This is a genomic window from Bacillus paranthracis (assembly GCF_001883995.1).
Taxonomy (GTDB): Bacteria; Bacillota; Bacilli; order Bacillales; family Bacillaceae_G; genus Bacillus_A; species Bacillus_A paranthracis.
The window spans coordinates 521,771-544,947 of sequence record NZ_MACE01000049.1 but is presented as its reverse complement, the minus strand read 5'-3'; the positions used below and the strand labels follow the sequence as shown (position 1 = coordinate 544,947).

Annotated in this window: 10 protein-coding genes and 2 pseudogenes; 11 read left to right on the top strand and 1 reads right to left on the bottom strand. The window is 37.1% G+C overall.

Annotated elements, in window-relative coordinates:
- Window positions 1-7 precede the first annotated feature (7 nt).
- The 4 genes from brxC (at window position 8) to brxL (ending at window position 11,720) form a co-directional block, all read left to right on the top strand.
- A complete protein-coding gene (gene brxC, locus BAQ46_RS19840; RefSeq protein WP_071742543.1) occupies window positions 8-3,628 on the top strand; it encodes a BREX system P-loop protein BrxC in 3,621 nt (1,206 codons plus the stop codon).
- A 14-nt stretch (window positions 3,629-3,642) separates the two neighbouring features.
- Window positions 3,643-7,341 (top strand): BREX-1 system adenine-specific DNA-methyltransferase PglX, encoded by a 3,699-nt coding sequence (pglX, locus tag BAQ46_RS19835; RefSeq protein ID WP_071742541.1) that lies wholly within the window; start codon window positions 3,643-3,645, stop codon window positions 7,339-7,341.
- A gap of 12 nt (window positions 7,342-7,353) precedes the next feature.
- Window positions 7,354-9,591 (top strand): PglZ domain-containing protein, encoded by a 2,238-nt coding sequence (locus BAQ46_RS19830; RefSeq protein WP_071742539.1) that lies wholly within the window; start codon window positions 7,354-7,356, stop codon window positions 9,589-9,591.
- A gap of 77 nt (window positions 9,592-9,668) precedes the next feature.
- Window positions 9,669-11,720 (top strand): protease Lon-related BREX system protein BrxL, encoded by a 2,052-nt coding sequence (gene brxL / locus BAQ46_RS19825; protein ID WP_071742537.1) that lies wholly within the window; start codon window positions 9,669-9,671, stop codon window positions 11,718-11,720.
- A 215-nt stretch (window positions 11,721-11,935) separates the two neighbouring features.
- On the opposite strand, the pseudogene BAQ46_RS19820 reads toward brxL, so the two are convergent.
- Window positions 11,936-12,193, bottom strand: a pseudogene (locus tag BAQ46_RS19820) (IS4 family transposase); the annotation flags it as partial.
- A 184-nt stretch (window positions 12,194-12,377) separates the two neighbouring features.
- Between BAQ46_RS19820 and BAQ46_RS19815 the strand changes: the two are divergent.
- The 7 genes and pseudogenes from BAQ46_RS19815 to topB all read left to right on the top strand — a co-directional run.
- Window positions 12,378-13,202 carry a bacteriochlorophyll 4-vinyl reductase gene (locus BAQ46_RS19815; protein WP_071742535.1) on the top strand — a complete coding sequence of 275 codons (825 nt, stop codon included), beginning with the start codon at window positions 12,378-12,380 and terminating at the stop codon, window positions 13,200-13,202.
- A gap of 281 nt (window positions 13,203-13,483) precedes the next feature.
- Window positions 13,484-14,062, top strand: coding sequence for a recombinase family protein (locus BAQ46_RS19810; protein WP_071742533.1), 579 nt, complete (start codon window positions 13,484-13,486; stop codon window positions 14,060-14,062).
- 46 nt (window positions 14,063-14,108) lie between these two features.
- Window positions 14,109-16,277 (top strand): DNA topoisomerase III, encoded by a 2,169-nt coding sequence (locus BAQ46_RS19805; protein ID WP_071742531.1) that lies wholly within the window; start codon window positions 14,109-14,111, stop codon window positions 16,275-16,277.
- A gap of 177 nt (window positions 16,278-16,454) precedes the next feature.
- The gene (locus tag BAQ46_RS19800; protein WP_131801184.1) at window positions 16,455-17,132 is read left to right on the top strand and encodes a hypothetical protein; all 678 of its coding nucleotides are present in this window, start codon (window positions 16,455-16,457) and stop codon (window positions 17,130-17,132) included.
- A 163-nt stretch (window positions 17,133-17,295) separates the two neighbouring features.
- Window positions 17,296-19,029: an ATP-dependent nuclease gene (locus BAQ46_RS19795; RefSeq protein WP_071742527.1), complete on the top strand. Its 1,734-nt coding sequence runs from the start codon at window positions 17,296-17,298 to the stop codon at window positions 19,027-19,029.
- Window positions 19,022-20,551 (top strand): UvrD-helicase domain-containing protein, encoded by a 1,530-nt coding sequence (locus tag BAQ46_RS19790; RefSeq protein WP_071742525.1) that lies wholly within the window; start codon window positions 19,022-19,024, stop codon window positions 20,549-20,551. Before BAQ46_RS19795 ends, BAQ46_RS19790 begins: the two co-directional genes overlap by 8 nt.
- Window positions 20,552-20,945: 394 nt before the next feature.
- Window positions 20,946-22,958, top strand: a pseudogene (gene topB, locus BAQ46_RS19785) (DNA topoisomerase III); the annotation flags it as partial.
- Window positions 22,959-23,177 lie beyond the last annotated feature (219 nt).

The window sequence follows — 23,177 nt, the reverse complement described above, 5'->3', positions numbered from 1 at the left end:
ACTGTTCATGACAAAAATAAACGAAATACTGACACTGGATCTTCAGGAAGATATAAAAAATGTGATCGATCTAGAGGATCGTTCCGAACTGGAAATCCAGCAGGAAATTGAATCTTATATTGTAACCGAAGGGATTGGTCGGCATCTTTACAATTTCACCAACCAATTTACCTCCAATATAAAAGAAACTGGGGTTTGGTTGTCCGGCTTCTATGGGTCAGGTAAATCCTACTTCGGCAAGATGTTGGGATATATCATCGACAATCCGATTATTAACGGAACACCTGCCAGAGAGCGATTTATCCCACGACTGAAAGGCGTGGCGGACGAAAGTCTAATTGAAAACTCTATCCACAATCTTGGAACAATCAACAGCAGAGTCGTTTTCCTTGACATAGCCAAACAGAACACAGACAAAGGCCTAGCATTCACTCTTTTTGCCAACTTACTGAAAAACCTCGGCTTCCGCGACGATATCTATGGCTATATGGAGTTTGATTTGTTTATCGATGGTAAACTCGATGAGTTCAAAAGTAAAGCCAAATCTCTCGAGGGCCAGGAATGGGATCAGTTGAAAACCAGCAATCGTATGGTTGCAAAGGTCATGCGGAAAGTGTTTGCTGAAATGGGTTATAGCGAAGCTGACTACGCCGAAACATATCAAGTTTACAGTTCCGCTATTGAGGATTTCTCTGCGAGCAAGTTTAAATCAGAGCTTGAGAAATACTTGAAGTACCGGCCGGAGGAGACTCTTGTCTTTATTTTTGATGAAGCCAGCGAAGCTATAAGCCAGAAGAAATTCACATTATTGGATCTGGAGGGGATTAGTGAAGCTTTTTCAAGTATCAGCAACAAAGTTTGGACCATCGCGATTGCTCAGGAAAAACTCGATGATGTCATTAACAATGCTAATGTGAATCGAAGTCAACTGACCAAGGTAACCGATCGTTTTAAGACCAAGATTCATCTTGAATCAACAGAAGTTGATGTCATCATCCGAAGCCGCCTGCTTCATAAAACAGAAGCCGGGCATCAGCAGCTCGTTAATTACCACAAGAAAAATGAAGGACTGGTATCGGATGCAACCAACTTGAAATCATCATTTCCGACTAAAACGGCAAATGCGGATGAGTTTGCAACCTACTATCCATTCCATAAGTATCAGTTCGACATTCTTCAGAAGTTTTTATTCAGCTCCAATGCGCTGGTAGCCACTCAGATCGCCGCTCGTGGAATGATCATTACAACTTTTGATATTCTTCGAAAACAGATGCGGGATAAGGAATTTTACAGTTTTACCCCGGGCTACGCCATATGTACCGAGGCACAAACAGCTCCTCCCATTGGACTGGTTAATAAATACGATACTGCAAGAAAGATACTAAAAGAACGTAGCAACATCATTGACGGTGAAAAGCTGCTGAAGACTATTCACCTTTTGGCTGATTCAGAAGTTATTTCACCAACAGTGGAGAATATTACAAAGAGCTACATTTCCGACATTACAACCTACTATGATGTGAAGCCGGTCGTAGAAGGGGCTCTCGAACTGCTGCTTGAAGCAAAAGTCCTGCTGCTTTCAAACAACAACTACAAGATCACTTCTGACCTTGAAGGCAAGCTCCTTGAAGAGATGAAGGAGTTTGATGTTGAGCTATTCAGCAAGAAACGGTCTTTGATTAACTACATCAAGGACTACAAGTTGTTTAACACGGTAGCCACCTTTAATGACGGCACAGACAGTTTCAAATTCAGCGTTCTTTCCGATCAGGATGACGAGCTAACCGGCTCAGGCAACAAGCATCTGAAATTGACAGTCTACAGCCTGTTTAACATCAGTCAAAACCGGCAGGATTTTATCGAGAACCTCAAGCTGGAAACCCAGTTTCAAAAGGATCTCATCACGCTGGTACCAAACAACAATGAGTTTAAGTTCATTGATAAACTAATTGGTGAAATCAGCCGCTACTCATACATGGAAGAAAAGTATTCCAATGAATCTGATCCAGCCAAGCGTCAAATTATTCGGGATTTTTCCATCATTCGCGAGGAAAAGGAAAAAGAGCTTCGGATAAAGATTGAGAAGGCATATTACAATGCCTCATTGATCTATATGTTCGACGAGCATCTGCTTAATGCAGACAGTTTCAAAGGCACGATCAGTGAAATTCAGCGTAAAATGATCAAGAATATTTACACAAAAAGACTTGCTTCCGGGCTTTCTGAAGGTCTGGTTCCTAAAATTTTCAGCAGCCGTAAAGAAGATCTAAGCCGACTGTTTTCTGGTGATGACTTCAGATTTTTCGATAGCCACGGTAATTTTACCGGTGATCACCTGAAGGTGGTTGAAGAGATCAATTTCAAGATCAAAAGTCGTTACGTAGATGGTCGCACACTGGAGTCAGATCTCTCTGGTGCGCCATGGGGATATTCATTTGGAACGATTGTAGCTACCTTGGTAGCCCTCTTTCGAGCCGGTCGCTTGTCTGTAAAATACAATGGTGACACATGGTTTTCTCATAAGCAGAACGGTATTCAGGACGCCTTTACCAATGCCACGAAATTTAGGTCTGCTTCATTCAAGTCCATTACGGTGACGTTGACGGCTGCTCAGAAAAATCTGGCCGTTCAACTACTGATGGACCTTGAAATTGAAGTCCATACCGGGCAAAAAGTTGACTGGAACACCACCGACTTCGATCTTGCCGACAGCATTCGGAACATGGCAGATCATTTTATTAAAGCACTGGCGACGCTGAACGATACGGTCGACGGATTCGAGTCACTGTTCCCGAATGTAGCCGACCAGAAACAGACCTTACTAAGTTTTACTGGGAAGATCACTGAAAGCAATTACATCGAAAGGGTTGAATTCTTCCTTACGAATAGCGATCAGTTCTCAGGCGCTATTCAGACCATACTGAAAGCGCAGAAATTCATCAAGAAGAACTTTTCCAAGGTCAGGGAGTTTAAGAGATTCATTGAAGAGGTTACGAGTGAACTCAAAAAAGCAGACCGATCCGAGAATATGATTAATGAAGCGAACGAAGAATTTGTTCGGCTCTATAAGCGGGACATGGTCAAGAACTTCGGCAACCTCCAGCAGCAGGTGCAGAATGTTAAAGACAGTTACTACAAGCTGATTAAAAACGCTGCTGCTAGAATGAGCCATGAGTATCAGCTTCTCAGTGGAAAAATAGATGACGCGTTTAGAACACTGAAGGGGTATCCAGCTGAGCTGAATGTGCATAACCAGAAGATGCTGGATGAGCTTAAGCGCTACTGCTCGGACAGGATCATCAAAGAACCGGTACTTGAATATTCCATTAGTTGTAAAAATTGTGGATACTCACTCTCGGATATCCTGAACTATACAGCACTCGCTCCTACCAAGGAGAACGAGTTGCTAATCATTCAAAGCAGTTTTGTTACAGAAGCACCCCTGCCGGAACCAGAAACCGGTGGAGATCAGTCTCCTGTACCCAAAAAACCGCGCAAAGTTCGTTTTCAGGTCACCAACAAGGTTATGACCGTCCAGGAATACAAATCACTCCTAACAACTCAACTGGCGTTATTGACCACTGCCAGACCTGATGAAGAGATCGAACTGGATATAGAAACTATATGATAGGATGTTGATATATGAAACTACCAGAACATGTAGATAAGCTCAGGGACCTCATTGAGGTGGCTTTTGATAAATATTTCGCCCGACTGGGTATTAGCAAGAACAAACAGTTAGACATTGAAAAACTTCCTTCAGAAGTTAGAACCAAACGAATGCGTTTCGAGGAGATGCTCGAAAATCATATTGGTGAAACCGGTAATTACGAACATGCACGGGGTAAGCTCATTGATGAGCTTACCTTTACACTGTTCAACCGTCTGGCTGCTGTTAAAGTTATGGAAGCTGCTGCGCTATTCCCACCAGTGCTGACCAAACAGCCAGAGCATGGCGACCGCTCATTTGGCCACAAGGCATGGCTGGAAATGAACCCACACATGCGTTCCGAAGAACTGGAAGGCATTCGTGAATACCTTAAACACGCCTTTAATGAGCTAGGAGAAACTCTTCCGCTTTACAGTAAAGCCTATCCGTATGCTTTGCTACCTGATGCCATCAGTCTCAATGAAATCATCGACACCTTTAATGCAGTGGAAAAGGACACTCAGGTGGGCAGTGATATTTGGCAAAGTGATGATATCCTTGGCTGGATGTATGAGAGCTATAACAATGTAAAGAAGAAGGCTCACAAAGACAGCGGCGCTAAAACTGAATACCATAAGGTTTCCCTGCAGTCTCAGGTTTATACACCTCGCTGGGTCGTGCAGTTTCTGGTGGAAAACTCTCTGGGGAAACTTTATCTAGAAATGTATCCGAATTCCGAGATCAAGGAACGTTACAAGATTGCCAACGCTCCCCAAACCCAGGAGCGCAAGCCCAAGCTGCTGCATGAATTAAAGGTGATAGACCCGGCATGCGGATCGGGAAATTTCCTTCTTTACGCCTTTGACTTTTTCTATGAACTCTATGTCGACCAGATCGAAAACTATGGAGCTGATTATGATGAAAAGGATATTCCTAAGCTGATAATTGAAAACAATCTGCACGGAATCGATCTGGATGACCGGGCGGTTCAACTAGCCCAGCTTGGCCTCTTTATCAAAGCAAAGAAAAAACGCAGAACGATTAGCGAACTCGCCTTTAATGTGGTCTCCTCGGACTTTTATCTGCCGGATTATGCGGAAGTAGAGCATATTTTTACTGAAGGAAATAAACTAGATAAAAACCAGCAAGAACTCATTTCAGATGTCTGGTCAGACCTGCAATATGCATATAAATTTGGTTCGCTTATTCGATTAGACGAAAAACTCAAATCCAGAATACATGATATTCAGAACGAGATCGATGCCGGTGAATATTCACTATTCACCACAGCCTTTATTGAGGAGGAAAAGATTTTCGCGGCCACTTTCTTCAGCAACCTTAAGACCGCTGTCGAGCAATATGCACAAGCTAAAGGAAGTACCTTCCTGACCAGCAAGACGCGGGATGCCATAACTTTTCTTGAATTGCTTACCACAGAATACGATGTGGCTACCGCCAACCCGCCATATACTGACAGTGCCGACTTTGGTCCTGAGTTAAAGAAGTTCATCGAAGTCAATTACAAAAAGCCATACAAGTTCCACACCAACCTGTACGCCGCTTTTATTAAGCGATGTTATGAGTTGGTAAATGAAAATGGCATGATTGCTATGATTAGTCCAAGAACTTTCATGTATATAAAAACATTTGAGTCTATCAGAGAGTACATTCTTTTAAAATCAAATGTAAATCTTTTAGCCGAACTTGAAATGGGAGGTGTGTTTGAATTTTCTAATGTCGCTATCGATGCCGTAATGTATGTGTTTGAAAAAGGATTTTCAGATTCAATTGGCGTCTACTTTGATCTTAAGGAATATCATAATTACACAAAAAAAGGTGATATATTCCAAAAAATATATAATAATTACATAAATGGAATACAGGATGAGCATGTTTATAGGCTAAACCAATCAAAACTAAAGATCATCAAGTCCTGGCCCTTCATTTACTGGATTTCCGATGAATTTCGGGAGAAGTTTGAAAATGTTTCTATTGATAAATTCTTTAAAGTATCTCAAGGAATGTCAGTATCCAACGGAGAAAGGTTTCTTAGATTCAACTGGGAATTGAATTCTAATGATATATTTAGAGGAGAGAGCTCCCAGAAAAGTGATTGGGCTCGTTTTCCAAAAGGTGGGCCCTTTAAAAAGTGGTCTGGCAATTTGTGGCTTTGTGTAAACTGGAAAAACGATGGCGCTGAGCTTAAATCCTTCAAGAAGGCAGTGTTAAGAAATCAGCAGTATTACTTTGTTGAAGGATTGACCTACAGCAGTAGCGGTTCTAAAGGCACAACTTTTCGGACGCTTCCATCAAGTGCTGTAATAAGCGGAGGCGGCCCTGGAATACATCAAATCGACACCAAATACTCTAACTTCTATTGCTTAGGCTATTTAAACTCGAAGTTGGTTTCATATATAATCAACTGTTTAAACCCTACTGTTAACACGACTCAGGGGGACTTAAATAGGATACCTTTACTCGACATTAGGCAAACGGCTATTAGCCACATAGAGTCCTTAGTCGAACGAAACATCCAAATTTCTGACCATCTGCTCAGTTATTCCATTATTGAGGATAACTACACAAGGTCGCCATTGTTTTTTAAACTAGATGATTTTAAGGCATCTATTAAATCATTTTTCTGGACAGAAAATCATTTGTTGGCTCAAAGCTTAATTAACGAAGCCATAATTGATGGAGAGATTCTATCAAACGTAACGCTACCTGACATTGACAAAGCCATGGTACTGGCCAAAGAAGGAGAAAGTATTGGTGGACTTCCGGTACTTGCTGAAGCCAGGGAAGTCTATCTTGCAGAAACAGAAGCGACCAAAGAATATCCATTGGATACGATCCGCGATTTCATCGAGTCACTCCCAACCAGAGAATTCACTGCCGAAGAGTGTGAGGAGATCGAAAGCGGCTTCCCAACCCTTTACCAGAAGAACAACGATCTAGAAGAGTTTTGCATTCGCCATCAGGTCAACCCTATTAATGTCTGGTACTGGTTCAAACAGAGTAATGTGATTCCGCAGCAGCGGATGCACACACTGGCGATTGAGTTTCTGGCTGATATGGTCCGGGAAATCCTTATGGAGGATGAAGACGGCATCGTCCCGCTGGTACCTAATGCTGGGGAAAAGGTATTGCTGGATCGTATTGAGGGGAAATTTCGCGAAAAAGGTTTCAGTACGGCCCAATACTCCAGTTTTGATACAGTCCTCGGCCGTTCAATCCATGAGTACTTGAATAAGTTTTTCTTCGCGGAGCTATCTGATCACTTGAACCTGTTTATGTATCTACCGAAGACACCGTTTATCTGGCATCTTTCTAGTGGGCCAGAACAAGGTTTTGATTGTTACATTATCATCTACAAATGGAGCCGTGACAAACTGCTGCGCCTGCGCTCGGTCTATATCGAGCATCGGGAACGCTCATTGGTTAATCGTCAAAGCGATTTAGCAGGTAATGAAAGTGCCGAAGCACAGAACGAAAAAGACCGCATCTTCAGACAGCTCAAAGAGATTGAAGCCTTCAAAGTTAAGATTGATGAACTGCTTGCTGAAGGATACTCGCCTGTTCTCGACGACGGTGTCGGCAAAAATATTGCTCCATTGCAAAAAAAGAGAATGATTCCTTATGAGGTACTCAATGCAGGTCAACTTAAAAAGTACCTTAATGCGGATTGGTAGGGAGAGCCGACTATGATTGACATATTGTTTAAAAATGATCTGCTGAATATTTACGACCGTCATTCGGTGGCGGTGTTCATTGATGAATCGGGCGACGCGGAGTTTTTACTAAAAACTGTCGAAGGTGAGTTTACCATCTATCAAACAAATTCCGAGTTGGAAGAACTGCATGTGAAATATCTCATCGAGAAAACACAGCCCAGTAATGAGAGGTTCCTCATTTATACTCGTTCGAAAAAAGATGAGCTAAAGTTCATCCGTGAATATTGCGAGACCTGCGGGTGTCTGGAAATCCGCTACTTGCAGAGCTACATCAAGGACAAGGTTCATCAGACCCTGAATCTAAATATCAATCTCAAAAAGGAAGAGCTGATTGCCGCCGCAAAAGTCAGCGTTGGTAAAGATCGAGCTTACTGGATAGATCTTAGTCATAAGGGTGCGGCAGAAATTTTTGACCTAAACAAAGAGCTTCTGCCTTTTGTTCATGATCCTGATACCTACTCAAAAGAAAAATACGATGCGCAACTTCGGGAAGCATTTTACCAAAAAGTCAATGAGCTGCTTGGACAGGATTATCTGCTTAAGCCTGCAACTACACTTGCTGGTGAAGTAGTAAAGGCCATGCTTGATGGTTTGGCTGAAGGAAACTGCAACAAGACGCTCCAGTCTGTTTATCAAAACTGGCTCGACTCAGTTTCCTACCGAGATTCGTTTAACGAGTATCTTGGCGGTTATACACTCTCGACAGAACTGGATATCTGGAAAGTCAGCATACATCATCCCTTCATTCAGGTGGATGAAAGATGGATGGCTGAAATCGGAAAAAACCTTTCAGATAAAGCTTCGATTCCAAATATCCTTGCCAAATTACGCCAGCGTAATCAGAGCAGACAGGCTCAGACGCTTGGTATTCTCTTTTGGAATGATGTGATTGCACTACTGGAGTTTGACTCCAAGGATATTACCTACCTGAGTTCGTTCAGCGAGTGTGTCGAGTTCTATAAAAAACATTTCTGCAAGCTGGATACTGCCATTCGCAATCTGTATGCAGAGTTCCTTAATAAAAAAGAGCTCCTCGAACCATTTCAGGAGCTCTACAAAGAGCATAGCTCTGTTTTTCTGGACAAATGGTTTGAACACTGGAGCGACTATAAAGAAAACCAGACCGGGATACTGCAGCGGATCATTGATGCAGCTGGCGGCTTGAAGACGGCCGTTATTGTTGGGGATGGCGTTGCCTATGAAATTGCTGAGCTGGTAGCCACCAAAGTTAAAGGACCAGTAAATCTCAAAAGGGATTCAATTCTTGCCGATATCCCTTCCGAGACCGAAAACAACATGAGCCGCATCTACATGGACAATGGCGTTACCGAAGCGGTTCAGAGTAACCGAGAGAAATATCTGGCAGTGCAGAATTCCAATGTAACAATCGACTTTATTCGCCTTGATGAGGTCAATGAAGAAGCCCGGTCGGGACAGTTTCTGATTTGCACTTATAAAGATATCGATGACATGGGTGAAAAGCTTCAACAGAAAGCTCTTAAGTATATCCCGGAAACCATCGACTTCTTCGCTGAAAAGATTTCACTCCTCCTGTCCAGCGGTTACGGAAAAGTTTACCTGATTACAGATCATGGTTTTGTTCTGACCGGACTGTTAAGTGAAGCGGATAAGATTTCAATATCTCCGAAAGGCGAGTTTGATAAGGCAGAACGCTATATCCGCACGGAAAGTAAACAAACAGACCTCACTCCCGCATTGGTTGAGGCTAAAAAGAGCTATAAGCAATTCGAGTATCTTTACTTTGCAAAGAACATCAATCCTTTCAAGACTCCTGGATTATACGGATTTTCGCATGGAGGTGTATCACCTCAGGAACTGGTAACTCCTTATTTCTGTTGGGAGCGTTCCGGAGCTTCTATCGCGTCGCTGCCTGTTAGCATTGAAAATAAAGGAGACTTAAAAGATGTCACCGGCGAATTGTTTTCAATCAAAATTCAGGCCGACAAAGGCGCTGGGGATCTGTTCTCTATGGAGAGAAAGGTTTATCTGGTCTTCTTTGCGAACAAAACGCAGGTGAACAGAAGCGATATATTCATCATTCAACGGAATGAGCGGATTACCAAAGAATATACGTTTGACGGCTATCCGGAAATAGAAGTCCACCTTCTGGATGCTGCCACGAAACAGCAGCTGGACCGAGCCGTTGTTAAACAAAATAAAGATAGAGATTTAGGCGGGCTTCTCTAACGATAAGGAACCGATTGGAAATATCAGCGATGGCTTGGTAAAGCAACACGAAAAAGTGCTTATGGGAGGCATCTGTTATGACAGTATTGAATGACTTAGACATAAAACTTTTAGAACACTTCAGGGGGTACGTGGTCAAGAAAGATCTTGTCCGCTCAGTAAAGGTTGGAGCCAATGTGCCGGTGTTTGTGCTTGAATACCTGATAGCCAACTCCTGCTCTACTGATGACGAAGAAAAGATCCGCACCGGCATGGAGAATGTGAAAAGGGTTCTCAGCGAGCATTATGTGAATCCTGAAGAGAGCTCATTGATTCATTCCAAGATTCGTGAGAATGGCCGCTACAAGATCATCGATAAGATCTCCGTGGAACTGGATTCCAAAAAGGATATCTACTGGGCGAAGCTACAAAACAGCAACATCAAAAATGGAAATATCAGCGATGACTTGGTAAAGCAGCATGAAAAGATGCTTATGGGAGGCATCTGGGCTATTGTCGATGTGGAGTATGATCCAAACATTAAAGTCGGACAGAATATTTTTCCGTTTGTCATTACAGAGATCAAGCCCATCCAGCTTTCCAGCTTTGATAATACTAAGATCATCAACAAACGCAAGGAGTTTACAAAGAGTGAGTGGCTCGACATCCTTTTGAGAAGCTGCGGCTATGAACCGAGTGCAGAAGGTGTCTCCGATCGAATCAAAATGCTATTGCTATCCAGATTACTCCCAATGGTTGAATCGAACTTCAATTTCATCGAGCTGGGACCACGTTCGACAGGTAAATCCTTTGTCTATAAGGAACTAACGCCTTATGCTGTGTTGATATCCGGTGGTCAGGGAACGGTAGCAAAACTCTTTGTCCATGGCTCAACCGGTAAGGTTGGGGCTGTGGGTCAATGGGATGCAATCTGCTTTGATGAGGCTACGGACAAAATCTTCAAGGAACGAGACGCTGTTCCTCTGATGAAAGACTACATGGAGTCAGGGTCTTTCTCCCGGGCCGGTGCCGGTGGTGAAATCACTGGAGTCGCTTCCATCATTCTTAACGGTAACATCAATCAGCCTGTCGAGACGGTCCTGCAGACCTCGCACCTGTTCAGTCCGCTTTCAGATGAGGTCAACAGCGATACGGCCTTTCTAGATCGTATCCATTTTTATCTTCCCGGTTGGGAAATGCTCAAATTTTCGCCAAAGCATTTCACATCCAACTTTGGGTTCAGTACGGATTACTTCTCTGAGGCTCTAAAATCATTGAGGCGGGTTACCTATACCGATGCACTCGAAAAATACTATTCACTTGGAGCTCATCTGAAACAGCGTGATACCAAACCGGTTAAGAAGACTGTTTCCGGCTTGATCAAGCTAATGCACCCGGATGGCGAATACACCAAAGAAGACATTAAGGAGTATCTGGAAATCGCTCTCGAGATGCGTCGACGTGTTAAAGAACAACTGAAGCGTATCGGGGGTATGGAGTTCTGGGATACCAATTTCTCTTACATTGATAAGGAAAGCCAAGAAGAGTTTTTTGTCGGTCTGCCCGAAGAAAAAGGGTCACACCTCATTGAGAACACTCCGCTTCCTCCGGGGGTTTGTTATACAAGTACCAGTGATGGTGAGAACGTAGCGCTGGTGAGGATTGAAACCGTCGCAATAGCAGGATCTGGAAAGTTGAATATTACCGGGGTCAACAACACGGCCGTGAAGGAGAATATCAAAAACACCTACCAGTACATAAAGGCTAATGAGAAAACGATCCTGAGTGACAAACATTCGCTGAAAAATTATGATATCACCATTCAGGCAACTAATCTTCTGGGTTCTGCAATCTCGTCGGGTATCGGATCAGCAGTCTATATCGCGATCGTATCGGCCCTTTACAAAAAGAACCTGAAGGCTGGCCTTGCAGTCCTTGGAAATATCTCTGTGGGAGGTGCCATAGAGAGAGTAATTAACTTTGCTGACAAGGTCACCATGCTATCTGAAAACGGGGCCAAGAGCGTGATCGTTCCGATGGATAACCTCAATGAGCTTTCAAACGTACCGCCAACAGTCCTTGGTAACACAGATGTGCCGTTCTACCAGAACAATCAGATGCTAATGCAAAAAGTGATTCTGTTGGACTGAATGATATAAATAAATTGGAGAGAAGTAGAGAATTAGGGGGCTGTGTAGCAACGGAACCGGATTTGAGAACAAGTATTAGGGGTCACATCACACATCCATCAACTTAAGGTATATTTTTATACAAAATGTGGTCTTTCCATATAGTTTTTATTATCTTTTATAGATTTTATAAAAGTGGGCATATCAAATAAACCCTGACGGGTTTCAATTTTTTACTATGCTACCTGATGAGTAGAAGTGGTATACTCATACACAACACTCAAAATATCAAAGACTGTCTTTTTCTCGTATCGATGAGATTTTCGTCCGTTACGCTGTAGGAGGTTAAACAGACGAAAGAGAACCTTTGATAATTCTTGGGTGTTTTTGTGTAATGCTTGGTAAAAAAGTAAAAAATAATCCTTAATTATGTACATCGCTTTATATTCATTTAGCTCTTTCTGTTTCTTACGTAACAGAAGTTCTAGCATTTTATTCCATTAAAGGGCCAGATTATTGAAGTAGATTATTTAACAGGGCAAGGAGCGGATAGGTCATTAGCAGATGACTTATCTGCTCTTTTTACGTTTTGTTCATTATATAAAAATAAGTAATGCATCTGCTTTTATTGTAAAATATATGTATATCTATGGTTCTTAATACAAGGAGAGATAAATAGTGGCAAATGAATTTGGAATGATTGAAGTTTTAATAACAAATGCAGTTAAGTTACCGGGAGTTAAAGTTAATAGAGATGAATTTTTAGCCAAAAATTTTTCTAAAAATGTATCCCAAAATCAATTAGCAGAAATAATTGAAAAAGGTCCAATAAACGCTAATATCGATAAAAAAATAATAAATAAAGTCGCAAAAAAGGTTATCTCTAATCGAACTATGAAAAGTTCTAGTGTCTCATTTGCTGCAGGTGTACCAGGAGGATTAGCAATGGCTGCTACAATACCAGCTGATACAGCACAGTTTTTTGGCATGGCATTAAGATTATCTCAAGAATTAGGTTATATTTATGGATATGAGGATTTCTGGGATGATGATGGATTAGATGTAGAAAAGGTAAACGGAGACTTGGTATTATTTTTAGGTGTTATGTTTGGAGTGGGAGGAGCAACAGCAACAATAAAAGTGTTGTCATCTCAATTATCTAAGGAAGCATTGAAAAAACTTCCGAATAAAGCTTTAATGAAGACATTTTATTACCCAATAATAAAAAAAATAGCAAGCTATATTGGAGTGAAAGTTACTAAGGACTCCTTTGCTAAAGGAATATCAAAAGTTATTCCAGTTGTTGGAGGTGTAGTCTCAGGAGGTCTAACATTTGCTTCTATGACGAAAATGGGGAATAGACTCTCAAAATCCCTAGAAGAAAATATGAATCTTTCTTCAGAAGATGTTAGAAAAAGCTTTGAGGAACTTAAAAAGAATAATCCAGAAATTATTGATGTAGATTTTGAAGAACTAGATAATTTTGATGAGATTAAAATATAAATATAATATAAAACCGCACTTACATTAGTTATGGAGAACTATATCATATTTGGATAAAGTTATTCAACAATCGGGCGCTTTAATGGAGCAACGAAAAAAGTCCAATTTTTCGATTTTATTGAGAAATTGGACTTTTTATATTTACTTATAGTGCAAAATAGCGTTTAAAAAGTGTGCAATTTATCTCTTAAATTCACATAAAGAAAACTAATGTCTAGATAGAATGTCTAGAAATTAAGTGCTAAAATAGTAATGTCAGAATTGCTTAGGGGAGGCTTTAAATGATTTTAGGTTATGCACGAGTAAGTTCTGAAAAACAAAGTTTAGCTCGGCAATTAAAGCAGTTACAAGAATATAAATGTGAAAAAATATATCGAGAAAAGACTAGCGGAACTACAGCAAATCGAATCGTGCTACAAAAAATGCTAGGAGAGCTCCAAGAAGGAGATATAATAGTAGTTACGGATTTAACACGTATTACGCGTAGTACCCAAGACTTATTCTCTTTGTTGGAGTTAATTAAAAATAAAGGTGTTATTTTAAAGAGTTTAAAGGATACATGGTTAGATATGTCCAGTGATAATCCCTATAGTACATTTTTATTAACAGTCATGGCAGGAGTTAATCAATTAGAGCGTGACTTAATAAATACGCGTCAAAAAGAAGGGATTGCTATCGCGAAAGAAAAAGGGAAATATCGTGGCCGTGTGAAAAAATATCACGAAAAAAATAAATCTCTTCTACATGCAATTGAGTTGTATAAACAGGGAGAAAAAACAGTAAAAGAGATATGTGATATAACTAAAATTGGAAGAGCTTCATTTTATCAATATTTGAGAAGTAATAATATTACAAGATGAAAATGTAAAAGAGATGTGCTCTAGGTTTAAATCAAAGGAGAAAGACATGAAATTAATAATCGCTGAAAAACCAGATCAAGGTGCTAAACTGGCAGCGCCTTTTTCGCATAAAAAAAGAAATGGGTATATTGAAATAGCTCCAAATGATGTATTTCCTAAAGGAGCATATTTAAGTTGGGCAGTTGGACATTTATGCGAATTGATTCCACCTGAGGAATATGATCCAAAGTGGAAAAAGTGGAGTTTAAATACTTTACCCATTATTCCGGAAAAATTTAATCATAGAGTTACAAAATCAAAATGGAAGCAATTTAACATAATAAAGGAATTAGTTCATCACAATGAAGTTAATGAAATTATAATAGCGGGAGACGCCGAAAGAGAAGGGGAAGCTATTATTAGGCTAACATTAATGTTGTGTAGAAATAATAAACCGATGAAGCGCTTATGGATATCTTCATTAACTCAAAATGCGGTTACAAATGGATTTGAAAATTTGTTAGATGAAAAAGAAACTAGAAATCTTTACTATGAAGCATATAGTCGTTCATGTGCAGATTGGCTCGTTGGTATGAATGCTTCACGTGCATATACACTTTTATTACAGCAAAAAGGTATTTCAGATGTGTTTTCAACAGGACGAGTTCAAACACCGACACTTGCTTTGATTGTTAAACGCGAAAAGGAAATTGAGAATTTTAAGTCTGAACCTTTTTGGGAGGTTAATGCCAAATTTAATATGGATGGTAAGGTCTATATGGGGAAATGGCATAAAGATAATGACTCGAGAATAAAAGAAGCAGCTATGGCTCATAAAATTGCACAATTTTGTAACGGAAAAGATGCCGAAGTTCACGAGCTTGAAAAAGAAAGAAAGGAATTTCAGCCACCATTTCTATTTAATCTCTCCTCACTACAAGCTGAGGCAAATAAAAGATTTAAATATTCGCCACAACAAACGTTAGATATTGCTCAAAAGTTGTATATTAAGGGGATTATTTCTTATCCTCGTTCAGATTCAAGTTTTGTGACCAAAGAAGAAGCATCAATGTTTCCGGATATTCTACAGAAAATAAGTAATATTGAGGCATATAGTGCATTCTTTCCATTACCGTTTTCTTCAATTATGGAAAATAAACGTTACGTAAATGAGAAAAAAGTAACAGATCATTACGCTATCATTCCAACTGAACAAGTAACGGATCCGTCAAGATTATCTGGAGAAGAGCAAAAAATATATGATTTAGTTATTAGACGATTACTTGCGGCACACTACGATAAAGCAATTTTTGATTATACGACAGTTAATACACTAGTTGACGGTAGAGCAACGTTTATATCTAAAGGGAAAGAAGAAATTCAATCTGGTTGGCGTAAAGTTATTTTTGGAAATAAGAAAGAAAAAAATAAAGACGAGGACGAACAAGATCTACCTTCGTTAGAAAAAGGAGAACAGGGTATTGTTCAGGAGGTAACAGTAAAAGAGGGAAAAACACAACCTCCTAAGCGATATACAGAAGGACAACTTATTACGTTAATGAAAACGGCAGGTAAATATTTAGATAATGAAGAGTTAACAAAGGTTTTAAATAAGACAGAGGGACTAGGCACAGAAGCAACTCGAGCTGGTATTATAGGCGTTTTAAAAGATCGTAAATATATTGAGGTTAAGAAGAACCAAGTATCAGCCACCGACAAGGGGAAACTCTTAATAGATGCCATTGGTGATAGTATTTTAGCTTCGCCAGAGATGACAGCCAAGTGGGAACAAAGATTAGATGAAATTGGAGATGGAATTGCATCTCCAAGTGTGTTTATGGAACAAACGAAAAAACTTACACTCAAACTTATTGATGATGCGAAAGAGCAAAGTGGAGGATGGGATTTTCAACAATTTGATCTTACGCAATTTCAAGGTAAACCAGGTTCAAAAAAGAAATCAGCAATGGGAACAAAAGTTGGGAAATGTAAAAAATGTGATGGAGATGTCGTTGACAAGTCTACTTTTTACGGATGCTCGAATTATTCTACAACAAAATGTGATTTTACAATTTCGAAAAAAATATTAGGAAAGACAATCTCACAGAAGAATATGAAAAAATTATTAAATGGTGAACAGACAGATTTAATTAAAGGATTTAAGAAAAGTGATAAAACATTCGATGCGAAGTTAGGATGGAAAGATGATAAAATTAATTTTGTGTTTGAGAAGTGAGAGAAGGGTTACAAGTATTTGTAACCCTTTTTTAGGAAGGTAAAGAAATAGCACGCTAACACAGCTTTAGAATAGAACACAAATTTTCCTTATGGTTGGTGGATTAAGTAAGGGATATTAAATTTATTGATATTTGTTTAGTTAGGATTTTTGAATTATATGAAGGGAATGAACGTTTTGAGTATAGAACAATTACGTGAAGATATTAGACATGATTTTAATTTTGAAATAAAGGTAGTAAGTATTGAAGAGGGTAATAATAATTATGGATTAAATGAAGATAGCCCAGCCCAATTAAGATACAACTATGAAAGTAATTTGTGGACAATAGTTTATTTAGAGATTTTAGGTGAAGAGGAAAGAATTGAGGCTGAATCCCATGAATTAGGACATCTTTTGTTTTTAAGAGAAGAGACCAAGATAGTTGGACTAGGTACTGATAAAGATGAGTTGTTATATTTGATTGGACAAATTAATAATTCATTACCACACAAATATATTATTGAAACTTTAGACGAAACTTATAATTTAACAAGCAATTTGCATGTTAAATTATTATCTAATTCCTTAAATTTCTTTCCAGTACGAATTGAGGAAAAATGTGGAGATAGAGATTATTTAAATGCGATAGGAATTAGATTGTTTGATATTAATCGAACGGTTGATAATAAAGAATTTATCATCGAACAAATTGCAGCTTTAAATAATCATGTTTTGATGGCGTTTACATATGCGAAAGAAATACTTTCTCGAATTTCACCACAAACATCGATTATTGAACAAAAAAAACTGATAAGAGATTTTATGGATAAATTACAATATAGGGAAGATGTAGATTACTATTTTTACGAATAAATTATGCTATATGAATATACTTAAGTAACCATATGCTTGCATCATAAAAATAAAAAAGATATTTGATAACTTGCTCATTGGTCTTTAATATTGGATAGCATTGAAACTAATAATATTGTAGATATGATTTTCATTTTTATAACTTGAAAGGAAGATGTTTTTAATGAAATTGAAAAGCTTAGAAGTAAAGAACTTTAGAAACTTTGAAGAAATAAAAGTGGGAATGTCTAACCAAAGTGTTATTTTTGGTATGAATGATGTAGGGAAAACTAATTTGTTATTTGCACTTAGATTTCTTCTAGACAGGGATATACGTAAAAATGGTTTTGTTAAATCCGATTTTCATTTGAGTGATACAACTAAAAAAATAGAGATTTTGTTAGAAATAGACATATCTGATTATGAGGATGAGGATACGAAGAAAATTGTTTCAAAAGTAAAAGGTGCTAGAACAACAGAAAATCTTGATACTTTTTATTTTAAATTAGAAGGAGAGTTTGAAGAAAAAGAGCTATTTGGTAATCCCATTTTGCTATGGGGAAATGATTTGAAGAATCTACAGATGATACCACAGAGAGGGGATTTTTCGGATCTAGATAGGGTATTTAAAGTTGTATATATAGATCCAACAATAGAATTGGATGGAATTTTTAAAAAGAATAGGAAGAATTTATTTGATGAAACAAATAAATCTGCAAAAGATATCCAATTATCCGATGATATACAAGAAAACATTAGGGAGTTAAATAGTAATATTAGCAATATGGAGATGATAAAAGCAGTAGAAAAAAATCTCACCAAAAATTACAGAGCGCTAAAAGATGAAGAAATTAATATTGAATTGAAATCTGAATTAGTTGTTAATGGTTTTCTAAATAATTTAGTTCCCTATATAAAAAGAGATGGTGATAAAAACTATTATCCTACATCTGGAGACGGAAGAAAGAAATTACTTGCATATTCTCTATTAAACCATCTGACTTTGCAAGAATATCAAGATAAAATTGTTATTTATCTTATTGAAGAACCTGAAAATAGTTTACATAGATCCATGCAAATTGCATTATCTAAACAACTTTTCTGTAATAAAGTATATGATTATTTTATTCTCTCTACTCATTCTCCAGAATTACTTTATGAAATGGATAATACAGAGCTTATTAGAATTAGTTTTATAGGAAAAGTTGAAGGTTATTCATATTTATATAATGTTAATGATGAGTATTCGAAAGTTAAAAAGAAATTAAACAAATCATTAGCAGAAGCGTTGTTCTCAGAGAGAGTGCTATTAATAGAGGGACTTTCTGAACAAATACTTTTTGAACGTATATTAAGTGATGTTAAACCTAATTATGAATTAGAAGGAGGATATTTATTAGTTGTAAATGGTATTGCTTTTAATACGTACATAGAAGTATTTAAGAAATTGGGAATTGAGTGTTTTGTAAAAACTGATAATGATTTGAAAGCAAAAACATCAGATAAGTCGATGCATGATTTAATTGGTCTAAATAGGTGTCTTGAAATTGTGGGTGAAGAGAAAAAAGAGGCAGTTCAAATAGTTTATACTGATGGAGCTACTAAGAAAGATAAAAAAATTCAACAAAATGAGGAAAAGAAGAAAATAACTAATGTTTATAAAAAAGAGATTGATTCATTGAAAGATAAAGGTATTTACTTATCTGGAATAGATTTAGAGCATGATTTACAGGAAGCATTAGGAGAGAGAATGTCGGAAATTTTAGGGAAAACAGACCCAATAAACTATCTTCAAAATAAAAAACTTTATAATATGGTGGAATTTGTTGAGAAGATGGAAGAAAAAGATTCAAAAACTATTTATAGTCATCCATTATTTTGGTGCTTAAAAAAAATGTGTGGTGAAAATGATGATTAATGATAGCGAAACAAGGGAGCGTATTTTATTAGATAACAACAGCTTAGTCATTTTGGCTAGTGCAGGATCTGGAAAAACCACAATAATGACAGAGAAAATAAGAAGAGATTTGAAGGCTGATAAAAGTCATTACACTGTTGCAGCAATAACATTTATGAGAAAGGCTGCAAAAGAGATAAGAAGTAAACTTGGGAAAGGCTATTCTAATGTTTTTGTGGGGACGAATGATTCTTTTGTGGAGAAAGAAATAATTTTTCCTTTTATTTATGACGTATATCCAGATGTAGGAAATTTTTCTGTGCGTTATGATCAGAATTTTAATTCGTATAGTGATGGTATTAAATTATTAAAAACGGAAAATATATTAGGTGTATATGGTACCGATGTGAGAAAAAAGAATTTCAAATTTGACCTTGCACTGGATGTGTTAACAAAATCTAAAGCAGCTGCACAGTATTTGAAGGCGAAATATTCTAAAGTGTTTATTGATGAGTATCAAGACAGCGACCAATCAATGCATAAACTCTTCATGTTTTTAATAGATGAGTTAAACATCAAGTTATTTATAGTAGGAGATGAAAAGCAATCAATTTATAAATGGAGAGGTGCTTACCCTCAGAATTTTATAAGTTTAGCAGCTAATGAAAAGTTTAATTATTACCAACTAACTAGGAATTTTAGAAGTCATATTGATATTCAAAATTTCGCGAATTCGCTAAATAAAAATACCTCAGAAAATATTGAGTTACAAGATGAAGTTCAGAGTGTTGTTCTAGTGAAACCAAATAATGAATTAACACGTGTTGATACTGTTATAAGGCTTATAGAATCTTCAGAAATTGATATTGAAAAGGAGATTACAGTAATAATAAATGTAAATACTGAGATAACAGATTTTGTAACTGAAATAAATAACCTCGGATATAATTTTTTATGTGTTCCTAAAACACCTATTGATGATTCATTTGTTAATGGGAACTTTCTTCACGAGTTAGCTTCTTATTATTTTAATGAAGATATTAATGAATATGATTTAATAGAGGCATTAATAGGAAACTATACAAATGATCAAATGAAAAAATTGAAAGATATACTAAAGGATTTTAAAGTTAATAAACACACTGATAAAATTTTAGAAGAAACAATTCTTGATTTGTACAATTTTTTTGAAGTCACGATTAATATAGAAGAGATTGGAGCTTTGACACAAACTTTAGAAAATGAGGAAAATAGTATAGCATTTAATAATGCTAAAATTAAACATAAGGTTATGACAGTATTTTCTTCAAAGGGTTTAGAGTTTGAGCAAGTGATTAGTTTTTCTTCATTTTATTTTGGGAAAAATCATTATGGATATTACGTTAAGAGATTTGAAGATCATTATGTTTGTATTACAAGAGCGAAAGAAAAATTTATTATGGTTAATGAAAGTGTTGACTATGGTTTAAACGTTAATGGACTGATAGAAGAGAATACAGGATTATCAATAATCAATCTAATGAAGGCGTATAAAATAGGCTAAAGTTTTTAAATTAAATTATATGTGAAGAAGAAAGAATAAGAAGTGTAACAAGAGTCGGTGCATTTCAGTTTTAATAATAAGTAAGTGTTCTTTATATTTTATAAGCATGTATAAACTATTTTTATGGGATAAAAGATAAAAAGCATATCTTTTGAGGAGCGTATATTGAAAAGGATAATTATAATTAAGAAATCCTTGTATATTAAAAGTATTATTTAAAGAAAAAATATTTAGTGAATATCATGGTTTTTATAACAATATTTATGTTTAGGATATTTAAGGTGTCTAATTTTAGTGATAGTTTAGTAGGGTAGGATATTCCTTATTTTCTGTTAGATATTGAAGTAATAAATTTTGCTATATAAAAGTTTTACAGAAAATAAAAATATATAATAGTGTATTTCACCTTGCGCAGTTATGTAATCCAGAACATTATCATGCAGAGTGGAAAAAATGGTCACTTAATACGTTACCGATGATTCCAGAGCGTTTTCAATTTGAAGTAACAAAATCAAAGTATAAACAATTTAACGTTGTGAAACAGCTGTTACATAATCCTCAGGTAACAGAAATTATTCACGCGGGCGATGCTGGGCGTGAAGGGGAATTAATTGTACGAAACATTATTAATCTTTGTAACGTACAAAAGCCGATGAAGCGTCTTTGGATTTCCTCTTTAACGAAGCAAGCTATTTACCAAGGATTTAAAAATTTGCTTGACGAATCAGATACAATCAATACGTACTATGAGGCGTATACAAGGTCATGTGCGGATTGGGTTGTTGGTATGAATGCATCGCGTGTGTTTAGTATTTTGTTAAAGAAAAAAGGAATGAATGATGTATTTTCAGCTGGTCGTGTACAAACACCGACACTCGCGTTAATCGTAAAGCGTGAAAAGGAAATAGAAAACTTTAAGTCAGAGCCGTTCTGGGAAGTGTTCGCAACCTTTAATATAGAAGGAAAGAAGTATGAGGGGAAATGGGAGAAGGATAGTGAATCCCGCTTAAAAGACCCTGATATGGCGAATAAAATTGCGGCATTTTGCCAAGGTAAAACGGCAGTAGTGAAGGAAATGAAAACGGAGCGTAAAGAATTTCAGCCGCCGCTTTTATTTAACTTATCATCACTGCAAGCAACGGCAAATAAAGCCTTTAAGTTTTCACCGAAAAAGACGCTTGATATAACGCAAGCACTATATCAAAAAGGGATTGTTTCTTATCCTCGTTCGGATTCCAACTATGTTACACAAGGTGAAGCGGCAACATTCCCTGATATTTTACAGAAGTTAAGTCAGTTTGATGAATATAAAGGTTTATTACCAGCTCCGGTTGAATCGATTATGAATAATAAGCGTTATGTGAATGAAAAGAAAGTAACAGATCACTACGCCATTATTCCGACAGAGCAAGTTACAAACCCAAGCAGATTATCAGGTGATGAAAAGAAAATTTACGATATGATCGTAAGAAGGCTTATTGCAGCTCATTATGAAGTTGCAATCTTTGACTATACAACAATTGTAACGCTTGTAGATGAACGTGCTGAATTCATTTCAAAAGGAAAACAGCAAATTCAAGAAGGCTGGCGTAAAGTTATTTTCCAAGACGATAAAGATGACGAAACCATTCTTCCAATTGTAGCTGAAGGTGAAGAAGGAAAAGTTGTAAAGGTGAAAGTGAAAGAGGGAAAAACACAACCACCGAAGCGTTATACAGAAGGACAACTTATTACGTTAATGAAAACAGCTGGTAAGTATTTAGAGAATGAAGAGCTTGAGAAAGTATTAAAGAAAACAGAAGGTTTAGGTACAGAAGCGACCCGTGCAGGTATTATTACGATGCTAAAAGACCGTAAATATATAGATGTGAAGAAGAACCAAGTGTATGCGACCGATAAAGGGAAAGTATTAATTACCGCAATCGGTGACAAAATACTAGCTTCACCAGAAATGACCGCAAAATGGGAGCAACGTCTTGCGGAAATTGGGGAAGGTACAGCATCACCAGCAACTTTTATGGAACAAACGAAAAAATTATCAGCTAAAATTATTGAAGATGCGGTTGAAATGTCTGAGAAGTGGGATTTCACTGGATTACATGTTGAATCGATTGAGCGAAAAGGATCGAAATTTACAACAGGTAAAAAGGTTGGTAGCTGTAAAAAATGTGATGGCGATGTAATTGATAAGTCAACGTTTTACGGCTGTTCTAATTACAACACGACACAATGTGACTTTACCATCTCGAAGAAGATATTAAGTAAAACAATTTCGCAAAAGAATATGACAAAGCTCTTAAAAGGTGAGAAAACCGATTTAATTAAAGGCTTTAAAAAGGGCGAGAAAACATTTGATGCGAAATTAGAGTGGAAAGATAATAAGATTAATTTTGTGTTTGAGAATTAAGTTGTTTTAACAAATAAAAATATGATAATTAAATTATATCCTATAGAATAGACGCTTAAAAAAGTCTATTCTATAGGATATTTTTTTTGAATAAGTAGTACTATATATTTTTATTTGAAATAAAATATACAATAAAAAAATCTTTATAATTGATAATTATTTATTGTAAAACAATAAATAATGTATTAAAATCATTATCATAATAAATCGGTGAGATGC

Excerpts from the sequence above, each read along its gene's own strand:
- brxC (WP_071742543.1), top strand. The coding sequence starts at position 8 with ATGACAAAAATAAACGAAATACTGACACTGGATCTTCAGGAAGATATA.
- pglX (WP_071742541.1), top strand. The coding sequence starts at position 3,643 with ATGAAACTACCAGAACATGTAGATAAGCTCAGGGACCTCATTGAGGTG.
- BAQ46_RS19830 (WP_071742539.1), top strand. The coding sequence starts at position 7,354 with ATGATTGACATATTGTTTAAAAATGATCTGCTGAATATTTACGACCGT.
- brxL (WP_071742537.1), top strand. The coding sequence starts at position 9,669 with ATGACAGTATTGAATGACTTAGACATAAAACTTTTAGAACACTTCAGG.
- BAQ46_RS19810 (WP_071742533.1), top strand. The coding sequence starts at position 13,484 with ATGATTTTAGGTTATGCACGAGTAAGTTCTGAAAAACAAAGTTTAGCT.
- BAQ46_RS19805 (WP_071742531.1), top strand. The coding sequence starts at position 14,109 with ATGAAATTAATAATCGCTGAAAAACCAGATCAAGGTGCTAAACTGGCA.
- BAQ46_RS19795 (WP_071742527.1), top strand. The coding sequence starts at position 17,296 with ATGAAATTGAAAAGCTTAGAAGTAAAGAACTTTAGAAACTTTGAAGAA.
- BAQ46_RS19790 (WP_071742525.1), top strand. The coding sequence starts at position 19,022 with ATGATTAATGATAGCGAAACAAGGGAGCGTATTTTATTAGATAACAAC.